General features: G+C 36.9%; 26 protein-coding genes. 2 read left to right on the forward strand and 24 right to left on the reverse strand.

From position 1 onward, the window contains the following. Positions 1 to 268: 268 nt before the first annotated feature. The gene (locus ABG79_RS12810; RefSeq protein WP_423230084.1) at positions 269 to 433 is read right to left on the reverse strand and encodes a cupin domain-containing protein; all 165 of its coding nucleotides are present in this window, start codon (positions 431 to 433) and stop codon (positions 269 to 271) included. Between the two features lie 290 nt (positions 434 to 723). Further along, complete coding sequence (locus ABG79_RS12735; protein WP_278287111.1) at positions 724 to 846, reverse strand: hypothetical protein; 123 nt, start codon at positions 844 to 846, stop codon at positions 724 to 726. A 220-nt stretch (positions 847 to 1,066) separates the two neighbouring features. Here ABG79_RS12735 and ABG79_RS01800 point away from each other — a divergent pair, with 220 nt between their 5' ends. After that, positions 1,067 to 2,350, forward strand: coding sequence for a glycoside hydrolase family 18 protein (locus ABG79_RS01800; protein ID WP_057977031.1), 1,284 nt, complete (start codon positions 1,067 to 1,069; stop codon positions 2,348 to 2,350). 84 nt (positions 2,351 to 2,434) lie between these two features. Here the strand turns inward: ABG79_RS01800 and ABG79_RS01805 are convergent, their stop codons facing one another. The 5 genes from ABG79_RS01805 to ABG79_RS01825 are packed head-to-tail and all read right to left on the reverse strand — an operon-like array spanning position 2,435 to position 9,011. Then, positions 2,435 to 3,052, reverse strand: a complete 618-nt coding sequence (locus ABG79_RS01805; protein WP_057976530.1) for a cyclodeaminase/cyclohydrolase family protein — start codon at positions 3,050 to 3,052, stop codon at positions 2,435 to 2,437. Beyond that, complete coding sequence (gene hutI, locus ABG79_RS01810; RefSeq protein WP_057976532.1) at positions 3,042 to 4,316, reverse strand: imidazolonepropionase; 1,275 nt, start codon at positions 4,314 to 4,316, stop codon at positions 3,042 to 3,044. The genes ABG79_RS01805 and hutI overlap by 11 nt, the downstream gene beginning before the upstream one ends. Before the next feature lie 4 nt (positions 4,317 to 4,320). Beyond that, complete coding sequence (gene ftcD / locus ABG79_RS01815; protein WP_152978180.1) at positions 4,321 to 5,223, reverse strand: glutamate formimidoyltransferase; 903 nt, start codon at positions 5,221 to 5,223, stop codon at positions 4,321 to 4,323. A gap of 52 nt (positions 5,224 to 5,275) precedes the next feature. Next, positions 5,276 to 7,309, reverse strand: coding sequence for a urocanate hydratase (locus tag ABG79_RS01820; RefSeq protein ID WP_057976534.1), 2,034 nt, complete (start codon positions 7,307 to 7,309; stop codon positions 5,276 to 5,278). A 19-nt stretch (positions 7,310 to 7,328) separates the two neighbouring features. Beyond that, entirely contained in the window at positions 7,329 to 9,011 is a 1,683-nt protein-coding gene (locus ABG79_RS01825; protein ID WP_057976536.1) for a formate--tetrahydrofolate ligase, read from the reverse strand. A 394-nt stretch (positions 9,012 to 9,405) separates the two neighbouring features. Between ABG79_RS01825 and yjeM the strand changes: the two genes are divergently transcribed. Next, complete coding sequence (gene yjeM / locus ABG79_RS01830) at positions 9,406 to 10,926, forward strand: glutamate/gamma-aminobutyrate family transporter YjeM (RefSeq protein ID WP_057976538.1); 1,521 nt, start codon at positions 9,406 to 9,408, stop codon at positions 10,924 to 10,926. A gap of 96 nt (positions 10,927 to 11,022) precedes the next feature. Here the strand turns inward: yjeM and ABG79_RS01835 are convergent, their stop codons facing one another. From ABG79_RS01835 to ABG79_RS01910, 17 genes are all read right to left on the reverse strand, one after another. Continuing rightward, on the reverse strand, positions 11,023 to 11,388 hold the full coding sequence (locus ABG79_RS01835; protein ID WP_057976540.1) for an SHOCT domain-containing protein: 366 nt from the start codon (positions 11,386 to 11,388) through the stop codon (positions 11,023 to 11,025). A 4-nt stretch (positions 11,389 to 11,392) separates the two neighbouring features. Next, positions 11,393 to 11,566, reverse strand: coding sequence for an SHOCT domain-containing protein (locus ABG79_RS12360; protein WP_152978181.1), 174 nt, complete (start codon positions 11,564 to 11,566; stop codon positions 11,393 to 11,395). Between the two features lie 251 nt (positions 11,567 to 11,817). Beyond that, the gene (gene ade / locus ABG79_RS01840; protein ID WP_057976542.1) at positions 11,818 to 13,524 is read right to left on the reverse strand and encodes an adenine deaminase; all 1,707 of its coding nucleotides are present in this window, start codon (positions 13,522 to 13,524) and stop codon (positions 11,818 to 11,820) included. Continuing rightward, a complete protein-coding gene (locus tag ABG79_RS01845) occupies positions 13,524 to 14,504 on the reverse strand; it encodes a xanthine dehydrogenase family protein molybdopterin-binding subunit (protein ID WP_057976544.1) in 981 nt (326 codons plus the stop codon). Before ABG79_RS01845 ends, ade (ABG79_RS01840) begins: the two co-directional genes overlap by 1 nt. 771 nt (positions 14,505 to 15,275) lie before the next feature. Continuing rightward, positions 15,276 to 16,511, reverse strand: a complete 1,236-nt coding sequence (locus ABG79_RS01850; RefSeq protein ID WP_057976546.1) for a xanthine dehydrogenase family protein molybdopterin-binding subunit — start codon at positions 16,509 to 16,511, stop codon at positions 15,276 to 15,278. Beyond that, a complete protein-coding gene (locus ABG79_RS01855) occupies positions 16,504 to 16,974 on the reverse strand; it encodes a (2Fe-2S)-binding protein (protein WP_057976548.1) in 471 nt (156 codons plus the stop codon). Before ABG79_RS01855 ends, ABG79_RS01850 begins: the two co-directional genes overlap by 8 nt. Positions 16,975 to 16,980: 6 nt before the next feature. Next, a complete protein-coding gene (locus ABG79_RS01860) occupies positions 16,981 to 17,835 on the reverse strand; it encodes an FAD binding domain-containing protein (protein WP_057976550.1) in 855 nt (284 codons plus the stop codon). A gap of 9 nt (positions 17,836 to 17,844) precedes the next feature. Continuing rightward, positions 17,845 to 19,173 (reverse strand): 5'-deoxyadenosine deaminase, encoded by a 1,329-nt coding sequence (locus ABG79_RS01865; protein WP_057976552.1) that lies wholly within the window; start codon positions 19,171 to 19,173, stop codon positions 17,845 to 17,847. 145 nt (positions 19,174 to 19,318) lie between these two features. Further along, the gene (locus tag ABG79_RS01870; protein ID WP_057976554.1) at positions 19,319 to 20,656 is read right to left on the reverse strand and encodes an NCS2 family permease; all 1,338 of its coding nucleotides are present in this window, start codon (positions 20,654 to 20,656) and stop codon (positions 19,319 to 19,321) included. Between the two features lie 113 nt (positions 20,657 to 20,769). Further along, positions 20,770 to 22,578 carry an adenine deaminase gene (gene ade / locus ABG79_RS01875; RefSeq protein ID WP_057976556.1) on the reverse strand — a complete coding sequence of 603 codons (1,809 nt, stop codon included), beginning with the start codon at positions 22,576 to 22,578 and terminating at the stop codon, positions 20,770 to 20,772. 298 nt (positions 22,579 to 22,876) lie between these two features. Next, the gene (locus tag ABG79_RS01880; RefSeq protein ID WP_057976558.1) at positions 22,877 to 23,149 is read right to left on the reverse strand and encodes a EutN/CcmL family microcompartment protein; all 273 of its coding nucleotides are present in this window, start codon (positions 23,147 to 23,149) and stop codon (positions 22,877 to 22,879) included. 77 nt (positions 23,150 to 23,226) lie between these two features. Beyond that, complete coding sequence (locus tag ABG79_RS01885) at positions 23,227 to 23,544, reverse strand: hypothetical protein (RefSeq protein ID WP_057976560.1); 318 nt, start codon at positions 23,542 to 23,544, stop codon at positions 23,227 to 23,229. A 168-nt stretch (positions 23,545 to 23,712) separates the two neighbouring features. After that, on the reverse strand, positions 23,713 to 23,991 hold the full coding sequence (locus tag ABG79_RS01890) for a BMC domain-containing protein (protein ID WP_057976562.1): 279 nt from the start codon (positions 23,989 to 23,991) through the stop codon (positions 23,713 to 23,715). Positions 23,992 to 24,003: 12 nt separating this feature from the next. Further along, positions 24,004 to 24,312, reverse strand: coding sequence for a BMC domain-containing protein (locus ABG79_RS01895; RefSeq protein WP_057976564.1), 309 nt, complete (start codon positions 24,310 to 24,312; stop codon positions 24,004 to 24,006). 17 nt (positions 24,313 to 24,329) lie between these two features. Beyond that, on the reverse strand, positions 24,330 to 24,542 hold the full coding sequence (locus ABG79_RS01900) for a hypothetical protein (RefSeq protein WP_057976566.1): 213 nt from the start codon (positions 24,540 to 24,542) through the stop codon (positions 24,330 to 24,332). Between the two features lie 14 nt (positions 24,543 to 24,556). Then, positions 24,557 to 24,820 (reverse strand): BMC domain-containing protein, encoded by a 264-nt coding sequence (locus ABG79_RS01905; RefSeq protein WP_057976567.1) that lies wholly within the window; start codon positions 24,818 to 24,820, stop codon positions 24,557 to 24,559. A 14-nt stretch (positions 24,821 to 24,834) separates the two neighbouring features. After that, the gene (locus ABG79_RS01910) at positions 24,835 to 26,166 is read right to left on the reverse strand and encodes a UbiD family decarboxylase (protein WP_057976570.1); all 1,332 of its coding nucleotides are present in this window, start codon (positions 26,164 to 26,166) and stop codon (positions 24,835 to 24,837) included.

The raw sequence follows: 26,166 nt of genomic DNA on the forward strand, positions 1-26,166 counted from the left end.
TATTATTATTATTTTATCAATGGTTAAATCTAAAAACCTCCGCCACTTATGATACGGTTCTCCGTTTCGCTATAACTGCGGTTTTTCAATTATTTTAACTTCATCTCTATAGCAACATTTATCCTATAAACACCTACATATATCAGTAAGAACTATTAATCTAATGTATTCAAAAACTTCTCAACACTTAATAAATTCCAATAGTACAAAATATCTACCTATAATTAAGCTACATTATCATAACCTTATTAACAAGCCAAATGAACTCCTACATTGGATAATAAATAACCGCACTTAATGAGCAAATTGTATCACCTGTATTTTTATAAACATGAGGGCTATCTGCCTTAAATCGTATAGAATTACCCTTTGTTACAACAAAATCTTGGCCATTTATATTGATAGTAAGCCTGCCTAAAATACAGTGGTGAATTCCTGTCTACCTTGTTGGTGAGCTTCTGTAATTCTTGCATTTATTGGCTTTGTAGAAACCTGCTGCTGGCATTGTTTGGCTCTATGTTCCAAAAGTCCCTTGTATAAAATTATAAAGTCATTAATATTATTATGGCACTGCTGCTTGTTTGTTGTTCTGTCTCGTTATTCCTGTAAACCATTTTCTCTTATGTCATTTAGTTCACAAGGATTAAAATACCATATTGAACCCGTTGATTGTACTTCAACAATTGTGTTTTCGTTTTAGTAATTTTTTACTTTATTTTCCTTTTAAGTTACTTTGTATTGATCCTTAAATAATTTTCCAATATCCTCTTCCACTAAACTATTCTTAACTGTTCCCATTGATTGAAAACCTGCTATCCTTGGATGGTGAAAAATTCGTATCTTCAAGAATGTTTGCTTCTATACCTGGCACAAATTTAATTTCTCTATATTAGCTTAATTATGACTTTGTTCACTATTACAGACATAGAATTTGAAGCATTTATATTGGAATGCAAATTAATAAAAGATCTAAAACTTAGATATAATATCTGTTAGAAAAATGGTACAATTCTCCTTCTAATTCATAAAATAATAATGGATGAATTCATAAGTGAAAGGAGATACTATGCAAATTCATGTTGTTAGACCAGGACAGTCTTTATTTGAAATTGCACGAATATATAATTCAACAATTGGCGCAATTGCGGGGGCTAATGAACTTCCAAATCCAAACCAGCTAGTAGTAGGCCAAGCTCTTGTAATTCCAATAGTGGGAAGCTTCTATTGGGTTCAGCCGGGAGATAGTTTATACAGTATTGCAAGAAAATTCGGAATTAACTATCTTACACTTGCCAGGATTAATGGCATCCCTCCTAACAGACCTCTTCCTATTGGTTTAAGATTGTATATTCCCCCAATGCCAAGAAGAAAAGCAGAAATTAACGCATACGTTGAGCCATTAGGCGGGAGAGTTACGCCTGAGTTGGAACAGTCTGTTAGGAGAGTAGCACCGCATTTAACTTATCTTTCACCCTTTAGCTTCCAGATTCAGAGGGATGGAACTTTAAGGGAGCCACCATTAAATAATTTCAGAAGTATTGCGGATAACAGCGGTGCAGTTTTATTGATGGCGGTTACTAATCTTGAGGGCGGGCAATTCAGCACAGAGCTTGGAAGACTTATTTTAACAAATCAGCAGTTACAAGACACTCTGCTCAACAATATTATTTCTACTGCAAAAAGGCTTAACTTCAAGGATATACATTTTGATTTAGAGCATCTGCCTCGAGAACTTAGAGAAAATTATAACGCCTTTCTGAGAAAGGCCAAAGCAAGATTGAGCGCACAGGGCCTATTAATGTCAACTGCTCTTGCACCAAAAACAAGTGCTGCACAGACAGGTGAATGGTATGAAGCCCATGACTATAGAGCCCATGGTGAAATTGCTGACTTTGTTGTCATAATGACCTATGAATGGGGCTATAGTGGAGGACCAGCAATGCCAGTATCTCCATTGCCTGAAGTTAGAAAGGTTATTGAATATGCTTTAACTGAGATGCCCGCCTCTAAAATTATGATGGGGCAAAATTTGTATGGATATGATTGGACTCTTCCTTTTGTTCCTGGAAGTGTTGCAAGAGCAATCAGTCCGCAAGAAGCTATTTTATTGGCTGCAGAAAACAATGTGCCTATAAGCTATGATACAACAGCTCAGGCTCCACATTTTGATTATACCGATGCAAATGGAAGACGCCATACAGTATGGTTTGAGGATGCCCGTTCAATTCAAGCAAAATTTAACCTTGTAAAAGAATTGAACCTTAGAGGTGTAAGTTATTGGAAGCTCGGAATTTCATTCCCACAAAATTGGCTACTTATTGAGAATAATTTTGATGTAGTAAAACGATAATTAAACAAGTTAACCTAATTAAAAATAGCTACCTGACTATATCTCGGTAGCTATTTTTGCATAAATTATTAATTTTTATGAATATCACAGAACAACCTTTTTAAGTATTTCCATTTCAACTTCATTTACCTTGCTCTCAAGTTCTGCAACTTCCTTTGAAAGCTTTTCTACAAATTCCTCATCCTTTATCGATGCAAGGTTTATTTTTACATTTAATAGTGCTGATAAAACTGCCGTTCTTGCCATCATACAGGATACTGCACCATCTGTTACTGCATTCTTGTTTCCCTTTACAACAACTACATCCGCAAGTTCGAATATCCTGAACGCATCCTTTGCAGCTTCAAGAGGAACAAGTGCAGCTTCCTTTAGAGCACTTTGGATAGCATTCTTTCTTGCTTCCTTTTCTTCGTCAGTTTCCTTAGGCATTTTAAACGCATCCATAACTTTATCGAATGCCTTACAGTCCCTGTCTATATCTTCTAATAATTTTTCTCTTAATGCCTTTGCCTTTTCTATAATTGTCTTCATTTCATCTTGAACTTCCTCATAACCCTTTTTACCTACAGTAAGATTTGCAACCATTTCAGAAAGTGCCGCTGCAATCGAGCCTGATAAAGCCGCTACGCTTCCGCCGCCTGGAACAGGTGCAGAACTTGCAGTCTCTTCAACAAAACCTCTGACAGTTTTTTCAATAAGCATATCTATCATCCCTTTCCTTATCAAATACCAATTTACCTCTTTTGATAACCTTTTCAACTGAACTTATTCCAATATGATATGGTATAAATTTATACGATGGATGTTCCAAAATAACAATATCCGCCTGCTTGCCTTGGTCTAAGCTCCCAATTTCCTTTTCCCTTCCTATAGCTGCTGCTGCATTTATCGTTATTGCAGTAATAGCCTCTTCTAAAGTCATGTTCATATATAAAGTAGAAAGTGCAACGACAAAGGCTAAATTTTCTGTAAAGCAGCTTCCTGGGTTAAAATCGCTTGCAAGAGCAACTGATGCACCACTGTCTATCATATGTCTTGCCCTTGCGTAATGTTCCCTTAGACTAAAGGCAGTTGCAGGGAGCAATGTTGCAATAACACCTTTTTCTGCCATACTCTTTATTCCCTCATCACTGGCCTGCAGAAGATGGTCAGCAGAAGTTGCTCCAACCTCTGCAGCAAGTTCGGCACCACCTAATGACACTATTTCATCTGCGTGCATCTTTAATTTGAATCCCATTTGCTTTGCTGCCAGTAAAAGCCTTCTTGATTCTTCAATTGAAAATACATTTTTTTCGCAGAACACATCAACAAATTCAGCAAGATTTTTTTCCTTAATATATGGCAGAACCTCTTTTATTATATATTCTATATAATCCATTCCTCTTCCTTTGTATTCAGTTGGAACAGAATGAGCCCCAAGATATGTTTTTACAATATCAACAGGATGTATTTTATTTAGCTCCTCATAAACCTCAAGCTGCTTTACTTCAGTATCAAAATCAAGTCCATAGCCTGATTTTCCTTCAACTGTTGTAACTCCAAAGCTGAGCATTGAGTTTAATCTCTTAAGTCCAAGTTCAACTAATTCTTCCTTCGAAGCTTGTCTTGTTCCTCTTACAGAGTTTATTATTCCTCCGCCCTTTTGCATTATCTCCATATAGGTTGCACCCTTGAGCCTTAAGTAATACTCATCGGCTCTATAACCTCCAAATACAAAGTGGGTATGGGAATCTATAAACCCTGGTAAAATTGCCTTTCCCTTTGCGTCGATTACTTCATACTCTTTTTCATCAATATTTCTTAAAACTTCTTGAGTTTTCCCGACAAGTTTGATTATTCCGTCCTCAACAACAACTGCACCATCTTCAATTATATTAAGTTCATTCATGTTTTGGCCTTTTTTTGCCTCAAAGCCTGAACAGGTTACAACCTCGCTTGCATTTTTAATAAGAAGCTTGTTTTTCATATCCTCACTCCATTATTCTGTTTTCTAAAACTTGATCCATTGAGAAATCTTCAACTCCGAGGTAGTAAACTGCTGTATCAATCAATGCCTCCATTGGTAAAAGACCAATAATTTCGCTTCCTATTACAGGAACACCATATCTTCTTGCCTCAACCTTTATTAGTTCAAAGGCTCTGTAAAGTGCGGTCTTTGTATAGTCAGTCATGTTCATTGATACCTGAACTATTCCTCTATCCTTAAGTTCAATACCAATTGCCTTGCAGTATCTTAAACCGCCATTTAGGAATCTTACATTCTTTGCAATTTTGTTTGCAATTTCTATATTGTTAGTTCCAAGGTTAACGTTAAATGCAACAAGGGGCATTCTTGCGCCAGTCGCAGTAACTCCAGCTGTTGGATGAACTTCAGTTGGTCCAAAGTCAGGTTTCCATTCAGGCTGTTTAATCTTTTCAAACATTCCTTCATATTCGCCTTTTCTAATATTTGCAAGGTTTTCCCTATCTGGTGAAGAAGCTGATTTTTCATATAGGAATATTGGAACATTATACCTTTCTGCAGCTTCCTTTGCAAATTCCTTTGAAAGCTCAACTGCCTCTGTCATAGTCATATTCTTTACGGGGATGAATGGAACGACATCAACTGCCCCCATTCTTGGATGTTCTCCCTTATGATTTCTCATGTCTATAACTTCTATTGCAACTCCCATAGCTTCAAGCATGGCATTCTTAACTGCCTGTGGCTCTCCAACAACAGTTACAACTACTCTGTTGTGGTCTGCATCTCTTTTATAATCAAGAAGTTTAACATTATCCTTGCCTCTAAATGGATTTACTATTTTTTCAATTTTATCAAGGTCTATTCCTTCGCTGAAATTTGGAACGCATTCAACAATTTTTGTCATGCCCATAGTATCATCCCTTTCTTTAGTCTTTATAATAGGGGGACAAAATCCCCCCTTTTTATCTTTCTAATCCATGTCTTTTAAGTGCCTTCTCAACTGCATCCTTAACAAGATTATCATCCGCAACAAATGGCAACGTTACATGATCAGTTGAGCTTTTTTTGTTGTGTTCAACAATAACTTCAATTGCATGTTCATTTCTTGCCCAAGCTCTTCTTGCAACTCCTCCTAGAACGTCCCACATCATAGCGCTCTTTATTATCTCATCTATTCTATAGCTTCCGTCAAGCACAAGGCCAAATCCACCGTTTATAGATTTTCCAATTCCAACTCCGCCTCCGTTATGAAGTGCTATAAGACTCATTCCTCTTGCTGCATTTCCTGCAAAGCAGTGGGTTGCCATGTCCGCCATTATATTGCTTCCATCCTTTATATTTGCAGTTTCTCTAAATGGAGAATCTGTTCCTGATACATCGTGGTGGTCGCGGCCAAGCATTATAGGGCCAACTTCTCCTCTTCTTACCATTTCGTTGAACTTAAGCGCAATCTTTGTTCTTCCTTCTGCATCCTGATACAGTATTCTTGCTTTGGTTCCAACAACCAATTTGTTCTTTTCTGCGTCCCTTATCCAAACCCAGTTGTCCCTGTCCTGTGGTCTTCTATTAGGATCAATGCATTCCATAGCAGCCCTGTCTGTCTTTCTCAAATCCTCTTCGTCACCGCTAAGACATACCCATCTGAATGGACCATAACCATAGTCAAAAAGCATAGGTCCCATTATATCCTCAACATATGAAGGGAAAATAAATCCATTCTTAGGATCATTGCCCTTTGCTATTTCCTTTACTCCAGCATCAAAAACAGCCTTCATAAATGAGTTGCCGTAGTCAAAAAAGTAGGTTCCTCTTTCAACAAGAGTTTTTATAAGCTCATAATGTCTTCTTAAACTCTTATCAACAAGTTCAGTGAATTTTTCCCTGTCTGTCTCAAGAAGTTTAGTTCTTTCATCAAAGGTCAAGCCCTGAGGACAGTATCCTCCCTCATAAACAGCATGGCAGGATGTCTGGTCTGATAAAAGGTCCACATGAATATTGTTTTTAACAGCATATTCTAAAAGGTCAACTACATTTCCGTGGTAAGCAATTGAAATAGGCTCCTTTTTTGCCATATATTCTTGAGCTACTCTGTATACTTCCTCTAAATCTGAAGATACAAGCTTAACCCACCCTTGATTGTATCTTGTCATTATTCTTGAATAGTCAACCTCGGCGATTATTCCAACTCCGTTTGCAATCTCAATTGCCTTTGGCTGAGCGCCGCTCATTCCACCAAGACCTGATGATATGAATAGTCTTCCCCTTAAATCCTCATCATGCTGAAGTCCAAGCTTTAATCTACCAGCATTTAAAATAGTATTGAAGGTTCCATGAACAATACCCTGTGGGCCTATATACATCCATCCTCCTGCAGTCATCTGTCCATAGTTTGCAACCCCCATTTCCTCTGCAATTTCCCAGTCGTGTGGATTGTCAAACATACCTACCATAAGTGCATTTGTTATTATTACCCTTGGAGCTTCAGGTCTTGACTTAAAGAGTCCAACAGGATGTCCTGATGCAACTACCAATGTCTGGTCCTGTGTCATTACCTCAAGATATTTTATTATAAGTCTATATTGCATCCAGTTGTGGCATACCGAACCTGTTTCACCATAAGTTACAAGTTCATACGGATAAAGCGCTATATCAAAATCAAGATTGTTGTCTATCATTACCTGAAATGCCTTGCCTTCAATGCAATTGCCCTTGTATTCATGGATTGGCTTGGCTTTAATGTTTCCTTCTGGCCTAAATCTGTATCCATATATTCTTCCCCTTGTTAAAAGCTCCTCCATAAACTCCGGCGCAAGCATTTCGTGGTATTCCTCTGGAATATACCTAAGGGCATTTTTAAGTGCTATTTCAGTCTGCTCCTTTGTTAGTCTAAAACCTCTATTAGGAGCTCTTCTGATTCCTTCTACGAATTTAGGATATTCAGGTATCTCATCAAGTTTTATTTTCATCGCATCTTTTATATCCAAGTTGCTAATCATTATATCACCTCTTAATAAATTAGAACAATCCAGTTATATTTCCGTTTTCGTCAATGTCTATTTTTTCAGCTGATGGAACCTTTGGAAGTCCTGGCATTGTCATAATGTCGCCTGTTAGAACAACTATAAATCCTGCTCCTGCTGAAAGTCTGACTTCCTTAACTGTTACATCAAAGTCCTTTGGTGCACCTAAAAGGGCTGGGTTGTCTGAGAATGAATATTGAGTCTTTGCCATACAGATTGGAAGCTTATCAAGTCCCATCTCTTCAATCTTTTGAACCTGCTTCATTGCCTGTTGAGTAAACACAGCTCCGTTTGCTCCATATATATTTCTTGCAATCTTATTTACCTTTTCTACAATTGACTCATTTACATCGTATAGGAAGTTGAAGTTTGGCTTGTTGTTTTCAATTAGGTTTACTAATTTTTGAGCCATGTCGATTCCGCCTTCTCCACCCTTTGCCCAAACTTCATTGAGTGATACTTCAACATTTATCTTCTGGCAAAGTTTTTGTAAAAGCTCTATTTCAGCTTCAGTATCGCTCACGAATCTATTTATTGCAACCAACACTGGCAATCCATATTTTCTTATGTTGTTTACATGTCTTTCAAGGTTTTCAAATCCTCTTTCAAGAGCCTGTAAATTTTCCTTTCCAAGGTCAGCCTTTAACACACCGCCGTGCATCTTTAACGCTCTTATCGTTGCTACAATAACAACTGCATCTGGGTTAAATCCTGCATATCTGCACTTGATGTCGAGGAACTTTTCAGCGCCAAGGTCTGCACCAAATCCAGCTTCAGTTACAAGATAATCCCCAAGCTTTAATCCAAGCTTTGTAGCCATTATACTATTGCAGCCGTGGGCAATATTTGCAAACGGTCCTCCATGAATAAGAGCTGGTGTGTTTTCAAGCGTCTGAACAAGATTTGGCTTTATTGCATCCTTCATTAAAACCGCCATTGCACCTTGAACGTTTAAATCTCTTATTGTAACTGGTTTTCCTTCATAAGTATAGGCAACAACCATTCTTGCGAATCTTTCCTTAAGGTCCATAAGGTCGCTTGCAAGGCAAAGTGCTGCCATAACCTCAGATGCAACAGTAATCATAAATCCATCTTCTCTAACAAATCCATTGGCCTTTCCACCAAGTCCCACAACTATGTGTCTTAGTGCTCTGTCGTTCATATCAAGAACTCTTTTCCAAGCTATTTGTCTTGAGTCTATTCCTAATGCATTCCCTTGATGGATATGGTTATCTATAGCTGCTGCAACTAAATTGTGAGCTGCAGTAATAGCGTGCATATCCCCTGTAAAATGTAAATTTATATCCTCCATCGGAACAACCTGAGCGTATCCACCACCTGCTGCACCGCCTTTAACTCCAAATACAGGTCCTAAAGAAGGCTCTCTTAATGCGATAACTGCCTTTTTGCCTATTTTATTTAAAGCCTGGCCAAGACCTACTGTAGTTGTTGATTTCCCTTCCCCTGCCGGTGTCGGATTTATTGCAGTAACTAAAACAAGCTTTCCATCAGGCTTATCCTTTAGTCTTTTATAAATATCAAGTGAGATTTTTGCCTTATACTTTCCATATAATTCGATTTCGTCCTCTTCAATTCCCCATTCTTTTGCAATTTCTGCTATTGGCTTCATTTTAGCACTCTGTGCTATTTCGATATCGCTTGGAACTTTAACTTCCATATGTTTATAACCCCTTTCATTTGTAGTTAATATAATTTTAACATTTGAGTGTCTAAAAATCGTCTAAAAATCGCTATATTATAATTTGTGATTTATTTTTAATCTCTATTAAAATATTTTTATATTAAAATAAAAATTTTTTTATTTCTCTTTTTTCTTAAAATTAATTTATAGAAAATATTTGCATATCATAATTCTGAAAAAACGCCCATAATATATGATTTTTAATGCTTTTTAACGACATTGACTGAAGGCATTTCAAATATTTCACCATTGTTCACAATATATTGAATTAACAGAATTTTACTACTTTTTGTAGAATGATTGCATTTATTGTCGATAACGATATAATGGATATTGTAAAAAATATGTTAATACGGGGAGGAGAAAAATCATGGCATCAAGCCCAAAGAGTTCAAAAAAACTCACACTGGTATCATTAATTCTTATGATTTTTACTTCAGTGTATGGATTTAACAACATTCCAAGATCATTCTACAAGATGGGATACGCAGCTATTCCATGGTATATTCTTTCAGGTATAACATTCTTTATACCATTTGCATTCATGATGGCTGAATTCGGTGCTGCCTTCAAAAACGAAAAGGGTGGTATCTACTCATGGATGGAAAAATCAATAGGACCTAAGTTTGCATTCATCGGAACATTCATGTGGTATGTATCATACATCATCTGGATGGTTAACGTATCACAGGGTATGTGGATTCCTCTATCAAATGCAATATTTGGTAAGGATACAACTAAGACATGGTCATTGTTAGGACTTTCAGCTCCACAAACACTTGCTGTATTAGGTATAGCTTGGATAATACTTGTTACTTATCTTTCATCAAAGGGTCTTGACAAGATAAAGAAGATAACATCACTTGGTGGAACAGCTGTAGCAGGACTTAACATACTTTTATGGGTAGGAGCTTTATTAATATTAGTATTAAACAAAGGACAACTTGCTGAACCAATAGTTGGACTTGCATCATTTACTCAATCACCAAATCCAAAATTTGCTGGAAATATGATAGCAGGACTTGCTTTCGTTGTTTACGCAATATTCGCTTATGGTGGAATTGAAGTTGCAAGTGGTCTTGTTGACCAAACTGAAAACCCAGAAAAGACTCTTCCAAAAGGAATTACTATTTCAGCTATTATTATAACAATCGGTTATTCATTAGGTATACTTCTTGTTGGTATATTCACTAACTGGACAAAGGTTATAAACGTTGAAGGCGTTCACCTTGGAAACGCTGGTTACGTTGTAATGGGTAACTTAGGATATCAAATGGGACTTGCATTTGGCGCGAGCGAAGCAGCAGCTGTAGCTCTTGGACAATGGATTTCAAGATTCGTTGGTCTTTCAATGTTCTTTGCCCTTATGGGTGCATTCTTTACATTAACTTATGCTCCATTGAAGCAAATGATTGAAGGAACACCATCTGAACTTTGGCCAGGAAGACTTGGAGAAGTTAAAGACGGTATGCCAACATTCGCTATGTGGGTTCAATGTGCAATTGTTGTTGTTATGATTGCTCTTATAGCTATCGGTGGAGATTCAATGGCTAAGTTCTTCGAAATACTTGTTATGATGACTAACGTAGGTATGACTTTACCATATATGTTTATCTCAATAGCATTTGCTCCATTTAAGAAGAAGACTGAAATACACAAGCCATTTGAAATATTCAAGACTTACAACAGTGCATTAATCTGGACAGTATTAGTTACTCTAACAGTTGGATTTGCTAACTTCTTTACAATACTTGAACCAGCTCTTGCTGGAGATATGAAGACTACATTCTGGTCAGTAGCAGGTCCAATATTCTTCGGAATAGTAGCTGTTCTTATGTATGCAAGATATGAAAAGAAAATAGCTGCAAACAAAGGCGAAAAAGCTGCATAATATTTTAGCCCGGCAATGCCGGGCTTTTATATTTAAGGGGTATCCATATGCTAAACTCTCAAACTTATATTAACTACTCTCACTATTTTTCATCTTCTACTTTTCGTTAGTTTTGTCATTTGTATTTGAATCATCTTTATTGTCAGGCTTTGATTCTTCAACATCAAACGATGAGTATCTATTTTTCTTTATCTTTTTACCAAGCAATAGTTCTTTTTTTCTAATGTATTCTGCTTCACTGATTTCACCTGCTACAAATCTTCTGTTAAGTATTTGAAGCGCTATGTTGTTATTTATTTTATATCTTTTGTATATAAAATATGCTGCAATTAATAGTAGAATTATTAATCCAAGCATTACTAAGGGCCCAATCCAATGGTATCCAAATCCTCTTTCAATCATTCTTCCGTCGAATCCAAATCCAGGTCCAACAGGGAACCCCTTTCCAAAACCTCTATGCATTTAATCACCTCATTTCGTTTAAAATTCTTTTCTTAGTTATGTAGTCCTCTTCGCTAATTTCTCCATTTACAAGCATCATGTCAAGTTTTTCCTGAGCCGCTGAATTCTTACCAAAATTAAATTTGTCTCTGCATAAATAAACCAAAGCAAAGATTATTAAAATGTCAATTAAAAACATATATGCACTTCCTTTCTCTTGTTTTCTTGATTATATTCTAAACCCCTATTGTGTCAATTGTGTGTCCAAAATAATGAACAATTTGAAAACAAAAAATTTATGAATTAATTCAAATGTATTTTTTAACTACACTGCTTAAATTAATAGCACAAATAAAAATAGAGTTGCTTTATTTTTAAGCAACTCTTTGATGTGCATAACAAAATGCCAATCTTTTTTAAAACAGTATTTAATTTCTCTCAAAATACTATTTACACTTCGAATGTAAAGTTCATCACATTAAATAGCCCTTTATCTGTAAGCTTCAATTCCGGTATTACTGGAAGGGCCAAAAATGCAAGCGTCATAACAGGGTCGTAGTCCTTTGATACATTTAATCGTTCATAAGCTAATTCAATAATCTCGGTTAGTTTTCTATTAACAGTTTCAATATCCTCATCGCTCATAAGCCCTGCAATTGGAAGCGGGAGTGTATTTAATACTTCTCCCCTTGAAACAACTGTTATTCCGCCCTTAACTTTTTCAATCTCCTTGACTGCTTTTATCATATCCTCATCGTTGTCACCTATAACTATTAAATTATGGGAGTCGTGTGCTATTGTCGTTGCAATGGCTCCATTTTTAAGTCCAAATCCCTCAACTATACCAAGTCCAACATTTCCAGTTCCCCTATGCCTTTCTATTACTGCAAGCTTTAAAAGATTTTCGTTGTTCTCGCATCTGAATTCACCGTCAATTAAATTTATTCTTCTTTTGTTGTTCTTGGTTACAAGGCTAAATGGCATTAATTTTATTACGCTTGCAACTTCTTCTCTTAGCATTATCTTTAGCGTGTCATAGTTAATATTTTTTATATTTATCCTGTTTAAAACCCTTTCATCATAATGCTTAGGAGCTTCAAACAAAGCATTTCCGTCCTTTGCAACAAGTTTACCATTCTTGAATACATAGATGGCTTCAAAATTTACTAAATCCTTAAACAGAACAATATCAGCATCAAAATTTGGTGCTATTGCTCCCTTATCTTTTAAACCATAGCACTCTGCTGCGTTTAAAGTAGCCATAGTTATTGCAGAAATAGCATCAATTCCATTTTTTACAGCAATCTTTAAGTTGTTGTTTATGTGTCCGAAATTGATAATATCCTCTGGGTGCCTATCATCTGTGCAAAACAGGCATCTTCTTAAATTGTATGGGTTTACAGCCTTAGCAAGTTCAGCAAGATTTCTTGCTGCTGAACCTTCTCTTATTAATATATATATACCAAGCCGCAGCCTTTCGACAAGTTCATTAACTGTGGAACATTCGTGCTCCGTTCTTACCTTTGCTGCAGCATAGGCGTTCAAATCTTTTCCAATAATAGAAGGGCCATGCCCATCTATTATCTTTCCCTTGGAAGCCTCAATCTTTTTTAAAATTTTCTCTTCAGCATTGATTACAGATGGAAAGTCCATTAGTTCTCCAAGCCCTAAAATTCTTTGGTTGTCTATAAGGCTTTTTATATCCTCATCGGTAAGAGTAGCACCCGATGTTTCAAAATCAGTCGCAGGAACGCATGAAGGGAACATCAAAAACACATCAAGAGGCAGTTTTTCGCTTGCCTTGAGCATGTATTCAATACCATCTATACCGCAAACATTTGCAATCTCATGAGGGTCGGCGATAATCGAAGTAGTTCCTCTTGGAACAATGGCCTTTGCAAACTCTCCAGGGGTTACAAGGGAAGATTCAATATGAACATGAGCATCAATAAGCCCAGGAGCTGCATATAAGCCTTTTGCGTCTAATTCATTCAATCCTTCATAATCTCCTACTGCTACTATTTTTCCATCTTCTATAGCAATGTCACCCTCGATTATTTCATGAGAAAACACATTTATTATTCTACAGTTTTTAATTACAAGTTCAGCTTTTTGTTTTCCTCTTGCTATATTTACGAATTTTTTTAATTCATCCATCAAACCACCCTTTTTTCATTAATAGCCAGCAGCACTTTATCTGGAGTTACTGGTATTTCAAAAAATCTTATCTTTATTGCATCATAAATGGCATTTAAAATTGCTGGAGCAACAGGAATCATAACAGGCTCGCCTATGCCCTTTGCCCCAAAGGGGGCTGTGGTTTCAGCATCTTCAATTATGACCTTATTAACTTTTGGAATATCAAGAGAAGTTGGTATAATGTATTTTTCAAAACTTCCATTAGTTATCCTGCCACTATTAAGTCCAATATCCTCCATCAATGCATAGCCAACGCCCATAGCAAACCCTCCATCTATCTGCCCCTCAACAAGTGATGGATTAACCGCCTTACCGCAATCGAGAGAGAATTTAGCATCAACCACAGCTATTTCACCAGTTTCAGTATCCACTTCAACCTCAACTGCACATGCAGCAAATGTGTAGGGCCAGTAGGGGTTACCCTGTCCATTTTCGTCCATTTGAGTTGTATTTGCCTTAAATTCACCGCATTCCACTATTTCCTTCTCACTATCCTTTGCAAGCTTATCAAAACCTAACAACTCTTCGCTTCCCTTAGCAAAAATTTTCCCCTGCTTTACCTCCAATTCCACATCCTCATTTAATTTAAGCAATTTTTTAGTTTCTAATATCAATCTATTTCTTAAATTCTGACAAGTCAATTTTACTGCATTGCCTGAATTATACGTCTGCCTTGACGCTGCAGCAGTTCCCGAATCAGGCGTTATAGATGTATCCTCATTAATAAGAACAATCTCATTCACATCCATATTCAACGCCTCTGCAGCAATTTGAATCATAACCGTCTTAGCACCCTGTCCAACCTCTGTTGCCCCTATTGAAACCTCAACCCGTCCATCTTTCAATAGCCTTGCCTTCGCCCTTGAAATATCCGGGAATCCATTACCATATCCTGTTCCGTAAAATATGCTCGCAATCCCCTTTCCCCTCTTCTTCAAACTACCACCCCCATGAGTGACATTCACTTGACTTCTTGAGTTCTTGAGTTGTTTGTCAATTTAGACAAACTGTTTGCTACAACTTATAACTCATTTTAACACTCATTTTAACACTCATTTATCATACTAATTTTTTACACTAATTTTTTGCGCTAACTTTTTACATCATTTTTTACACTCATTTTTCAAACTCATTTTATTAAATTCATTTTCTCAAATTCATTTTTCATTACTTTATTAAAAAACTACAGTCAACTAATTTATAATTACCGCCAAAACAGCAGGTTTTCTAGAACTAAATAAATTCTCACGTCCACGTATTTTACCAAAATTCAATTAAACAATTCGCAAGATTCATAGCTAAGTTTCAATTTCTACTATTTTTTCTCTCCGTCAGGATACTGCAACGTATAGAAACTCCAACATATAGATACTCCAAGCCAATTTAAGTTCTATAATTATACAGCTTTATTTTATTACTTTATATTTATTTTAATATCAGGTTTTTGATGTTGGTTGTTCAAATTGTCTTAGATAAGAATAAGTTGAGAACCGTCCCCAAATATTGATAAATTAGCCCTTCCAGGTTTCAAGCTCACGGCGATTTTCTTATCAAAAAATCAATTTCAACATTTACTGTTTACAATTATAAGCTATCATTTAGTTTAATTATAAGAATCTCTCTTTTTATCATTTTATTAATTATCTATTGTTCTTGTTGTTTATTGTCCAAATTTTCTTAAATAAGAATAAGTTGAGAACCGTCCCCAATTAATCTTTTATCGCTTCAATGCACTCTACTGCCTTGACTCCCTCGTTCAAAACTTGCCCAGTAGCTGTAATTGAGCCTACTCTAAAGGCATTTTTTAGCCTAATATCAATTGGGCTAATACCTAATTTCTCAGCTAAAATATCCATCTGCTGCTCATAGGCAATAGCAACCTGAGTAGCACCAAATCCCCTCATCGCCCCTGTAAATGGATTGTTTGTATAAACTGCATAGGAGTCAACCTTCACATTGGGTATCTCATAGGGTCCTGTAGCATGAACCGCCGATTTTCTTAAGACGTTCATTGCCCATGATGCATAGGCTCCTGAGTCTCCTATTATCCTTGCTTCGAGCGCTAAAAGCCTTCCATCCTTAGTTGCACCTGTTTTATAATACATCTTCATTGAATGTCTCTTTGAATGGGCGACAAATGACTCTTCCCTTGAATAAACAACCTTTACGGGTTTCTTTGTCAAATATGCAGCAATTGCAAGGTGAATTTGCAGTGTTATATCCTCTCTGCCCCCAAATGCACCACCAACAGTAGGATTTACAACCCTTACCCTATCCTTTTCAACCCCTAGACTTTCAGCAATCTCCTCCTGGTCAAAATGTGGATATTGAGTAGATGCAATTACAACTATCCTTCCTTGTTCATCAATATATGAAACTCCCGCCTCCGGCTGCAGGAAAGCATGGTCAACCATAGGAACTTTATACACATTTTCAACTATTACATCGCACTCCTTGAAGGCTATATCAACATCTCCGCGTCTTATTTTAAAATGATAAAAAAGATTATCCCTATCTTGAACTTTTGGACTTTCAGGCTTCATTGCATCTTCTGCGTCGAACACCGCAGGAAGCTCATCATATTCAACCTTAACTAATTTAGCAGCATATTCTGCTATTTCCTTAGTCTTTGCAATTACAAATGCTATCGGGTCTCCAATCCTTCTGACCTTTTTAGATGCAAAAACCTCGTGGTCTTTTAATACAACTCCATGGTGATTTTTCCCTGGAACATCACTATAGGTTAAAATCTTTACAACTCCATCAACCTTTTGCGCTTCAGTTATATCTATATTTATAAATGCGTGTGGTTTAGTTGACCTAACTGTAGTTCCAAACAGCATCCCTTCAATATATATATCCTGAGGATATATTGCTCTTCCATCCAATTTATTCTTACCATCAACCTTTGTAATACTCCTCCCGACAACATTTAAGCTATTCACCTTTATCACCCCTTATAAAGGTTGACGCCAATTTTATGCCCTCAACTATTTTATTGTATCCTGTGCATCTGCAAAGATTCCCCGAGATTGCCTCTCTAATCTCATGTTCATCAGGATTTGTATTTTTATCAAGAAGTGATTTAGCCGCCAAAACCATCCCTGGGAAACAAAATCCGCATTGAACAGCTCCCACCTCTAAAAATGCTTTCTTAATATGATCATCCTCCTCAACGCCCTCTATGGTTGTTATTTTGCTTCCGTCCGCTTGAAAGGCAAGAACAAGGCAAGAATTCACTATTCTTCCGTTCATAATCACTGTGCAGGCGCCACACTCGCCCTCGCCACAGCCCTCCTTGCTTCCTGTAAGGTGAAGTCTGTCCCTTAAAAGGTCTATTAGCCTTAACTCTTCCTCAACTTCGCATTCGTAATTAATCTCATTTATATTTATACTAATTTTTTTCAAATTCAATCACCCCCTGCATTCATCCATACCCAATTCAATTGCCCTCTTAAAACACCCGGATGATGCAATGCTCTTAAATTTTGCTGTATTTCTTCCGCTTAGCCTATCAAAAACATCTTCTTCTAATAATCTACAGGCCATATTCAAGGCATCTTCATCAAATATTCTTCCAATTAAAAATTCTTCCAATTTGTATTCCCTCATAGGAAATTTACCGATTGAACCACTTGCTGCTCTAAACATTTCAATTCTATTAATGCTGTCGATTTCTAAAAATACAGCAAAACTAATTCTTGAAATTGCAAGAGACTTTCTAAGACCAATTTTATAAAATCCAAGTGCCTGATTTTTGGTTGGATTTTTAAATTTTATAGTTGTCAATATCTCGTTAGGTTGTATTATAGTTTTACCCTTGTCTACGAAAAAATCCCTTAGTGATATCTCTCTTTTTGAATCTACGCTCTCTAAAATTATACTGCTATCAAGTGCAAGAAGTGCTGGAACCATATCTGCAGCTGGAGATGCATTGCAAATATTTCCCCCTACTGTTCCTCTATTTCTAATCTGAGGTGAACCAACGCTTTTTGCTGCACTTTTTAAGCCTTTTAACCTATTGCTCACTAACACGCAATCGACAATCTCAGAAAATGTTGTCGCTGCCCCAATCTCAATATACTCTCCTACTTCTCTAATCCCCTTAAGCTCCTCAACTGAGCTTATATCTATAACAAAATCACAATTAAGCTGCCCTTTTCTCATCTTTATCACGAAATCCGTCCCACCAGCAATCAATTTACAATTCTTATGTTGATTCAAGATTTTCAATGCTTCTTGAATTTTAGTTGCCCTATAGCATTCCATAAAAACCCCTCACTTTTTTACCCCAGCTCTGTCTATTTGTGTTTTAATTATTTTATTTACATCCTCCAAAAGAGCTTTTTCATCTATAGTTGTTAATTTTCTATCCTTCATAACTATCTTACCGTCGATTATTGTGGTTTCCACATCTTCTGCCTTAGCTGAATAAACAAGCTGTGAAATAATATCCACTTCTTCATTTGGAGCATTATGCAATTTATTAAGATTTACTATTGCAATATCTGCAATCTTACCAACTTCAATGCTTCCTAATTTGTCCTTCATGCACATAGCCTTTGCACCGTTTATAGTTGCAAGTTCAAACACCTTCATAGCAGGCATTGCTGTAGGGCTTAAGAGCCTTGCCTTTTGAATTAGTGCAGCCATTCTCATCTCTGTGAAAGCATCAAGATTGTTATTGCACGGCGCACCGTCTGCTGCAATCGATACATTTGCACCCATATCAATAAGCTCTGGAATTTTAGCAATACCCGAAGCAAGCTTTAAATTAGAGCTTGGACAATGTGAAATCTTAGTTCCGGTATCAGAAAGAATCCTCATCTCCTCATCATCCAGCCATATACAATGGGCAAGGATTAATTTTTCACCCGTCATACCTAATTTATGAAGATATATAATATTTCTCATCCCTCTGTCCTTTTCAACAAATTCAATCTCTCCTCTGTTTTCCGAAGCATGGGTATGAATCATTACATCGTATTCCTTTGCAAGGTCCCTTACCCTAAGAAGCAAATCCTCTGTGCAGGATACAACAAACCTTGGGGCAAAGGCATATTTAATCCTTCCATTCCCCTTGTTGTGCCACTTTTTCAACAGCTCAACGCTTTCATTTATGCTGTCCTCGGCATTTTCCATCAAAGTGCTTGGAACTTCAGTTCCATAATCCATCATACATTTTCCTGTAACTGCTCTAAATCCCGTTTCATAAATAGCTTCAATTGCGCTATCGGTATGATGAACAGTTTCCATATCGATGATAGAAGTTGTCCCACCCTTTATAAGCTCTGCTATCCCAAGCTTTGCAGATAAATAATTTGATTCAGGTGTATGTCCTCCCTCTAATGGCCAAATCCTTAATTTCAACCAATCCAGAAGTTCAAGATCATCCGCCTGACCTCTAAAAAGGGTTTGTGTCAAATGAATATGCGTTTGAATAAGCCCTGGAATAACTGCCTTTCCCGTTGCATCAATAACTTTATCATCTTGTATATCAATATTAGGTCTTATCTCCTTAATAATATTTCCCTCTATCAATATATCAGCCTTTATTATTTCCCTTTTTTTATTCATAGTAACAACAGTTCCATTCTTAATAAGCATACTATCCCCCCATAAGTGACATTCACTTGATTTCTTGACTTCTTGATTTGTTTGTCAATTTGGCCATGCTTTTTGTGAAAATTTAGGTGCCCAAAAAAGATATTGGACACCCTATTAAGCTTTAAATCATTTTATCTATTCATTTTTACATAACGCTCTTTATTGCAAATAGTATTGCCAATATATACATTGTTATTGAGACATCCCTTGCCTTTCCTGTTATAACCTTCAAAACAACATACGATACGATACCAAATACCAATCCTTCAGCTATGCTGTATGCAAATGGCATCATAATTATTGTTAAGAAGGCTGGGATACCTTCAGTAAAGTCTTCAAGGTTAATCTTTGTAATTGGAGTCATCATGAATAAACCTATTATTATCAATGCTGGAGCAGTAGCCGCACCAGGAACTATTGTAAGTATTGGCGAGAATAATAGTGCCAAAAGCATTAAAATTGCTGTTGTTAAAGCAGTAAGCCCTGTCCTTCCGCCTTCTGCCACACCTGCCGCACTTTCAACATAAGTTGTTACTGTGCTTGTTCCTACAACAGCACCAAATGTTGTTCCAATAGCATCAGCTAAAAGTGCCTGCTTTGCCCTTGGAAGTTTTCCTTCCTTATCGAGCATATCCGCCTTTGATGCAACTCCAACAAGCGTTCCTATTGTGTCAAACATATCAACAAACAGGAATGTAAACATAACTATCAAAAATTCACCAGTTAATATTTTGCTAAAGTCAAATTTAAAGAAAATAGGTGATAATGATGGCGGAGCGCTTATTAATGCGCTTGGCATTGGGGTTACCTTTAAAGGTATTCCTACAACTGTTGCTACTAATATTCCAATCAATATGGCACCCTTAACTCCCTTAGCAAGCAAATAACCAATAACAACCAAACCTACAAGTGCAACTGCTACCTGAGGACTTGTCAAATTCCCTAATGTCACAGCAGTATCATCTGAATTAACAACAATACCTGCACTTCTAACGCCTATGAAGGCGATGAAAAGACCAATACCTACGCTGACAGCATGCTTGATTGTTAACGGTATGGCATTAACTATTGCTTCACGAACCCTTGTAACTGAAAGTATTATGAATATTATACCTTCGATAAGAATTGCGGTTAATGCAACTTCCCAGGAATATTTCATTCCTATTACAACTGTAAACGCAAAGAATGCATTAAGCCCCATACCAGGTGCAAGTGCAAATGGGTAATTGGCGTGGAAAGCCATAACAAGAGTTGCAACTGCAGCTGATAGTGCTGTTGCCGTAAATAAAGCTCCTTTGTCCATTCCAGTTTCGCCTAATATCAGTGGGTTTACGATTAAAATGTAAGCCATGGTCATAAATGTTGTAAACCCTGCGATGATTTCTGTCCTAACGTCAGTCTTGTTCTCCCTTAGCTTAAAAATTTTTTCTGCCCAACCTGCAAAGCCAGAGTTTTGGTTTACTGTTTGAGTTTTGCTTGACACAAAAATCCCCCCTTTGATAGTGTCAGCCTGTTAATATTTTGTGAAGCTATCACAAAATATTAACTATATTTGTGATAGCTTACTGACCCCGGGATAATTAAATGCCTTAATAATTATGTCACTACAGTTTCGAGTATCTTAAAATTATTTACATCAACAAGTCCCATGTCAGTTATTTTCCACTTAGGGCTTGTTGTAAGTGCAAGGAATGATAAATGCATAAAAGGAGCATGAACCCTGCATCCCAATGTTTCTCTTGCTATTCTCTCCATTTGCATTATCTTTTCGCTTACTTCATGTCCGTTAAGTTCATCAGTTATTAACCCACCTACTGGAAGCCTCAATTCCTCTAAAATTCTACCGTTGTTTGAAATAGCTATTCCGCCGCCAATCTCAATCACCCTGTTAACAGCGCTAACGATATCCCTCAAGTTGCACCCTACTGCAATAATATTATGTGCGTCATGGGATACACTCTCCGCAAAGGCTCCTTGTTTAAGACCAAATCCCTTGACAAATGTTTTACCGATTGTCCCCCTTCTTCCATACCTCTCAACACATATCATCTCAAGAACATCCTTTGATGTATCTGGCAATATGACTCCTGAACTTACCCTCATTTCTTCTTCAAGTGCACCTGTTAAGTTTTGGTCTGGGATAAGTTCTATGCATCTTACTCTTGCCATATTTTTATTAGTCTTTATCATAATATCCACTTCAGATATCTTTTCACACTTAACTGAATTTTTTACCGATTCGGGATAAACATACTTTGGAAGGTCTATCAGAAGCTTTCCTTTTGCTGATACAAGTTTTCCTTCTATAAAAACTGCATCCACCTTCATCTCTTCTAAGTCGCTTATCACCGCAATATCTGCAAGTTTTCCCGGCAATAATGCCCCTCTATCCTGAAGGTTGAAATATTCCGCTGGATTAATCGTTGCCATTTGTATAGCTTTTACGGGTTCTATGCCCTGTTTTATTGTTCTTCTAATTATTTCATTCATATGTCCCAACGTTTCAAGGTCGGCTGCAACCATATCGTCGGTTGCAAGAATCATTCTTCTTGTGTCAAGCCCTTCTTCTGTATAGGCTCTTATACACTCTGCCATATTCTTCTGGGTTGAACCCTCACGCATAAACACATAAACTCCCTGGCGGATTTTTTCAACGCACTCCTCCTTTGTTGTTGTTTCATGGCAGGAGCATTTCCCTCCAGTTGTTATTATATGAGCTGCAAGCTCAGCTCCAAATAACTCAGGAGCGTTGCCATCAACTATTTTCCCTATGGATTTAGCGTAACTTGTTGATGCCAAAAGGTCATCGATTATCTCTGGTGTGTTTCTATAAACATGCTTTGCATTGCTAAATCCCTGTAATTCGCCGATACCAATAATATTTTTGTAATTCAAAAGCTCCTCCATATCCTTTGAAGTTATGTCGTATCCTGCAGTTTCAAGTTTTGGGCAGTCTGGAGTTAAAGATGGAATTACAAGATGCACATGATTTGGAACATTGGCTATCTCATCCGCCATAGCCTTTATTCCAACTGGACCTAATGCATTTCCTATCTCATGTGGGTCAGCAACTAAAGTCGTAGTCCCTGAAGGAATTGAGAGCCTTGAAAACTCCGTAATAGTTAACATACTGCTCTCAAAATGCATATGTGAATCAATAAATCCTGGTGATACATACTTTCCTTGAAGGTCAACAACAAGTGTTTTTTCACCAATAAGATTTTCAGCATCCCCAACCATGAGTATGTATTTACCCTTTATAGCAACGTCCGCCCTGTAGATTTCACCTGAAACAACATTTATAACATTCCCTCTATACAAAACTATATCCGCATATCCATTTCCCATCAAAACATCAATAAGCTGTCTATATTCTATTGCCCTTTTTACATCCTGTGCCTTCAAATCACCACCCCCTTTGGTGACATTCACTTGATTTCTTGACTTCTTGATTTGTTTGTCAATTTGGACAACTTTGTTCTCGCCCCTTCTTCTATGGCTAAAAAGTCGATATAACCACCGCTTTTTAACTATTACTAATCTCGATTTCAATGATTGCACAGCTCTTCACATTATTGTTTTTAAATTAATATTTAAAATTTTTTATATTGAGTTGTCCAAATTATCTTAAATAAGAATTAATTGAGAACCGTCCCCCAGGTAGTCCAAATTGATTTAGATAAGAATAAGTTGAGAACCGTCCCTAAGGTTCAATGTCTACTTTGTCGACTATGCCAACAATTGCAATATCAATTGGAGCCTCCATTTTTCTTGCTGCAAGCCTTGCAGCTGTTCCAGAAGTTGTGTATATAACAACTTCACCTATGCCAGCGCCAACCGTATCAACTGCAATAAATGGATTGCCAATAGGCTTATAATCATAATCTAGAGGTTGTGTTATCATAAGTTTACTTCCAACCAGCCTTTCGTCCTTTCTTGTTGCAATTACTGTTCCGATTACCTTACCTAAATTCATAGCCATTACCTCCAACTGTTGTAAACAAGATTGCAGTAATGCCACTTTAAAATTTCGTTAAGCAGCATTACCACCAATCAATTTGAGTTACTAATGATTATATTTATACCTTTTCGCCTTGCTGCTTCTTTAGCAAGAGGAGTTATGATTGAGCCAGGGTGAAGTATTATTTGTTTTTCATTTAACTTCAACACATCGTTTTCAGTCAAAACAATCTTCTCTTCCACCTTTTTTTTAGCTTGTTCTATGTATTTGTTTTCATCCTTTCTTACATTATTTAAATCAACCATATTTTCTAAGCTTGTTAATTTAAAATTTCTTTTTTCTACTTTCCTTTTATTTAATTTTGACATTAAATCATTCAAAATATTGTTTGCAAATTCATGTTTATCCATATTTTTCACCCTTACCAAGCGTATAACACTTGACTTATTTACCCGTTAATTCATTTAACAATATTAGCTGTCCCTAGGTAGTCCAAATTGTTGTAGATATAAATAAGTTGAGAACCGTCCCTTAGGTTGTCCAAATTGATTTAGATAAGAATAAATTGAGAACCGTCCCTAATTTTCAGTTTTTAATATAACCCTTTCTACTTCTGCGTGTGGTCTTGGGATTACGTGAACTGCGTGTAATTCACCAACTTGTCTTGCTGCCTCAGCACCAGCATCAACAGCTGCCTTAACAGCGCCTACATCTCCCCTAACCATAACAGTCACAAGACCAAATCCAATCTTTTCATATCCACACAAAACAACGTTTGCTGCCTTAACCATTGCATCTGCTGCTTCAATTGCAGCTGTTAACCCCTTAGTTTCAACTAAACCTAATGCTTGACCCATAAATAAAACCTCCTATTCAACACTTTTAATATTTTTTGAAAGTAAATCCAATATTTTATCAAGTTCTTCATGCGGTCTTGGAATAACTTTATAAGAAACCACTCTGCCTACTCTATTTCCTGCCTCAACAGCAGCATCTACCGCTGCCTGAACTGCTGCAACCTCACCTTCAAAGTGAATTGAAACTCCAACAGCCTTCTCAACTCCTATAACTCTATCCATTCCAATTAAATTTACATCCGCAGCTTTGCTTGCTGCGTCCATCGCTGCAACCGCTGTGCTAAATCCAAGAGTTTCAACAATCCCAAGTGCTCTTCTCACTCTAACACCCCCTTGGGTTATCTTAATAATTTTTCGATTTCATCTAAAGTAACAAAATTTGAAACACTCTTAACTTCACTAACCTTGAAATCCTTTTTATATAAGATCTCCTTTAATATCATTTCTTCATCGGGTCCAATATTTCCTGCTTTCTTTTCAGAATATTCTATTTTTTTATCCGGCAGTGCCTTATTAATAAAATTGTTGAACGCAACTCTATTCAATGACATACAAATCCCACCAATTAAAACATTTTATCAACTTCATCATGAGGTCTTGGAATTACATTTACAGAAATTATTTCTGAAATAGCCTCTGCTGTATGCCTTCCATTTTCAACAGCAGATTTTACAGCAGCAACTTCACCAGATACAGTTACAGATACAAGCCCCGAACCCACAACTTGAAAGTTCATAATCCTAACATTTGCAGTCTTAACCATAGTATCTGCCGCCTGAATTGCCGCAACTAATCCTCTTGTTTCTATTATCCCTATTGCTTCCTTCATCTTATCACCTCAGGCTAAAAGTATTTTCTTAAATCAATATTTTCTAGTCCAGGAATTCTGCATCTTTCAAATCTCTCATTGTTTAAAGGCCTTGTAGCATCTAATCCCATCTTATCCGAAACACCCCTTGTTGTATGCGAAGGGTCAAGTCCCGAACCGCATGCTTCAGGAATTAGCACTAAATCCCTTGAGGATTGAAATCTTGTAGCAATAGCCAGTTCTACATCCTCATTGTCAAAAATATCTATATCGTCATCAACTATAACAACGTGCTTCAAATCCTTAATGCTGCTCAGAGCACCAATTATTGCAGTCTTCCCATCCCCCTCCTGTTTTTTGTTAATAGATGCTATTGCATGGAACCTATATCCTCCCGATAATGTTACATGAACATCCTTAACGTCCACAAGCCTCTTTAATGCATAATATAGCTCAACTTCCCTTAAAAGTCCGTTTGCTAAGTGCTCCTCCCTGCAAGGGAATGCTGCTTGATAAATTGGGTTATTACGATGCATTATAGCTTTAATCTCTATATAAGGATGCATCTTCTGCTCCCCGTAATACCCCATAAGCTCTCCAAACGGTCCCTCCATCTCTCTTTTATTTGGAACCATTACGCCTTCCAATACTATCTCTGCATGGGCAGGAACCTCCAAATCGATGGTCTTACACTTTACAACCTCTAATGGCTCCCCTCTTAATGCACTATCTATTTCATATTTATCAACCCCATAAAGTTCGCTGCTTACCTGAGATGCAAGCAAAAATGGCACATCGTATCCTATAACTATTGCAACTTCCAAGGGTCTATTCATTTTTTCCATCTCAAGAAACTGATTAATAAGATAGGGTGATGCGATAAGTGCACTTATTTTATTCCTATCTATAACTTGAAATCTTCTTATTGACGTATATCTTCTCCCGGTCTTTATATCCTTAACAACAAGCATTCCTGCTGTTATATATGTAGATGAATCCTTCTCATGAAAATATGGATGTGGAAATTTTCTAATATCTATATTCCCTGTTATTATATTTTCCATAACAGGACCTCTATCTACTACTTTAAATGGCTTTGGGTTTGCAATTGCATCCATGAGTTTATATATTCTATCCTCGTGGCTTATATTAGAAAGTTTGTATACTGCCTCTCTGTCAGTATAAAGTGCTGCACAGACAGGCATTTTATATCCCTTAACCCTGTTAAAAAGGACTGGTCTTTTGTTCTTTAACTTTTTCAAAATTCCCCCAAGCTCAAACTTAGCATCAACCTCAACATCGGTCTCTAATAAAAGCCCCATTTGTCTTAGCCTTTCAAGTTCAAATCTTAGCATCTGCCTTTCCAT

The organism is Caloramator mitchellensis, assembly GCF_001440545.1.
GTDB lineage: Bacteria > Bacillota > Clostridia > Clostridiales > Caloramatoraceae > Caloramator > Caloramator mitchellensis.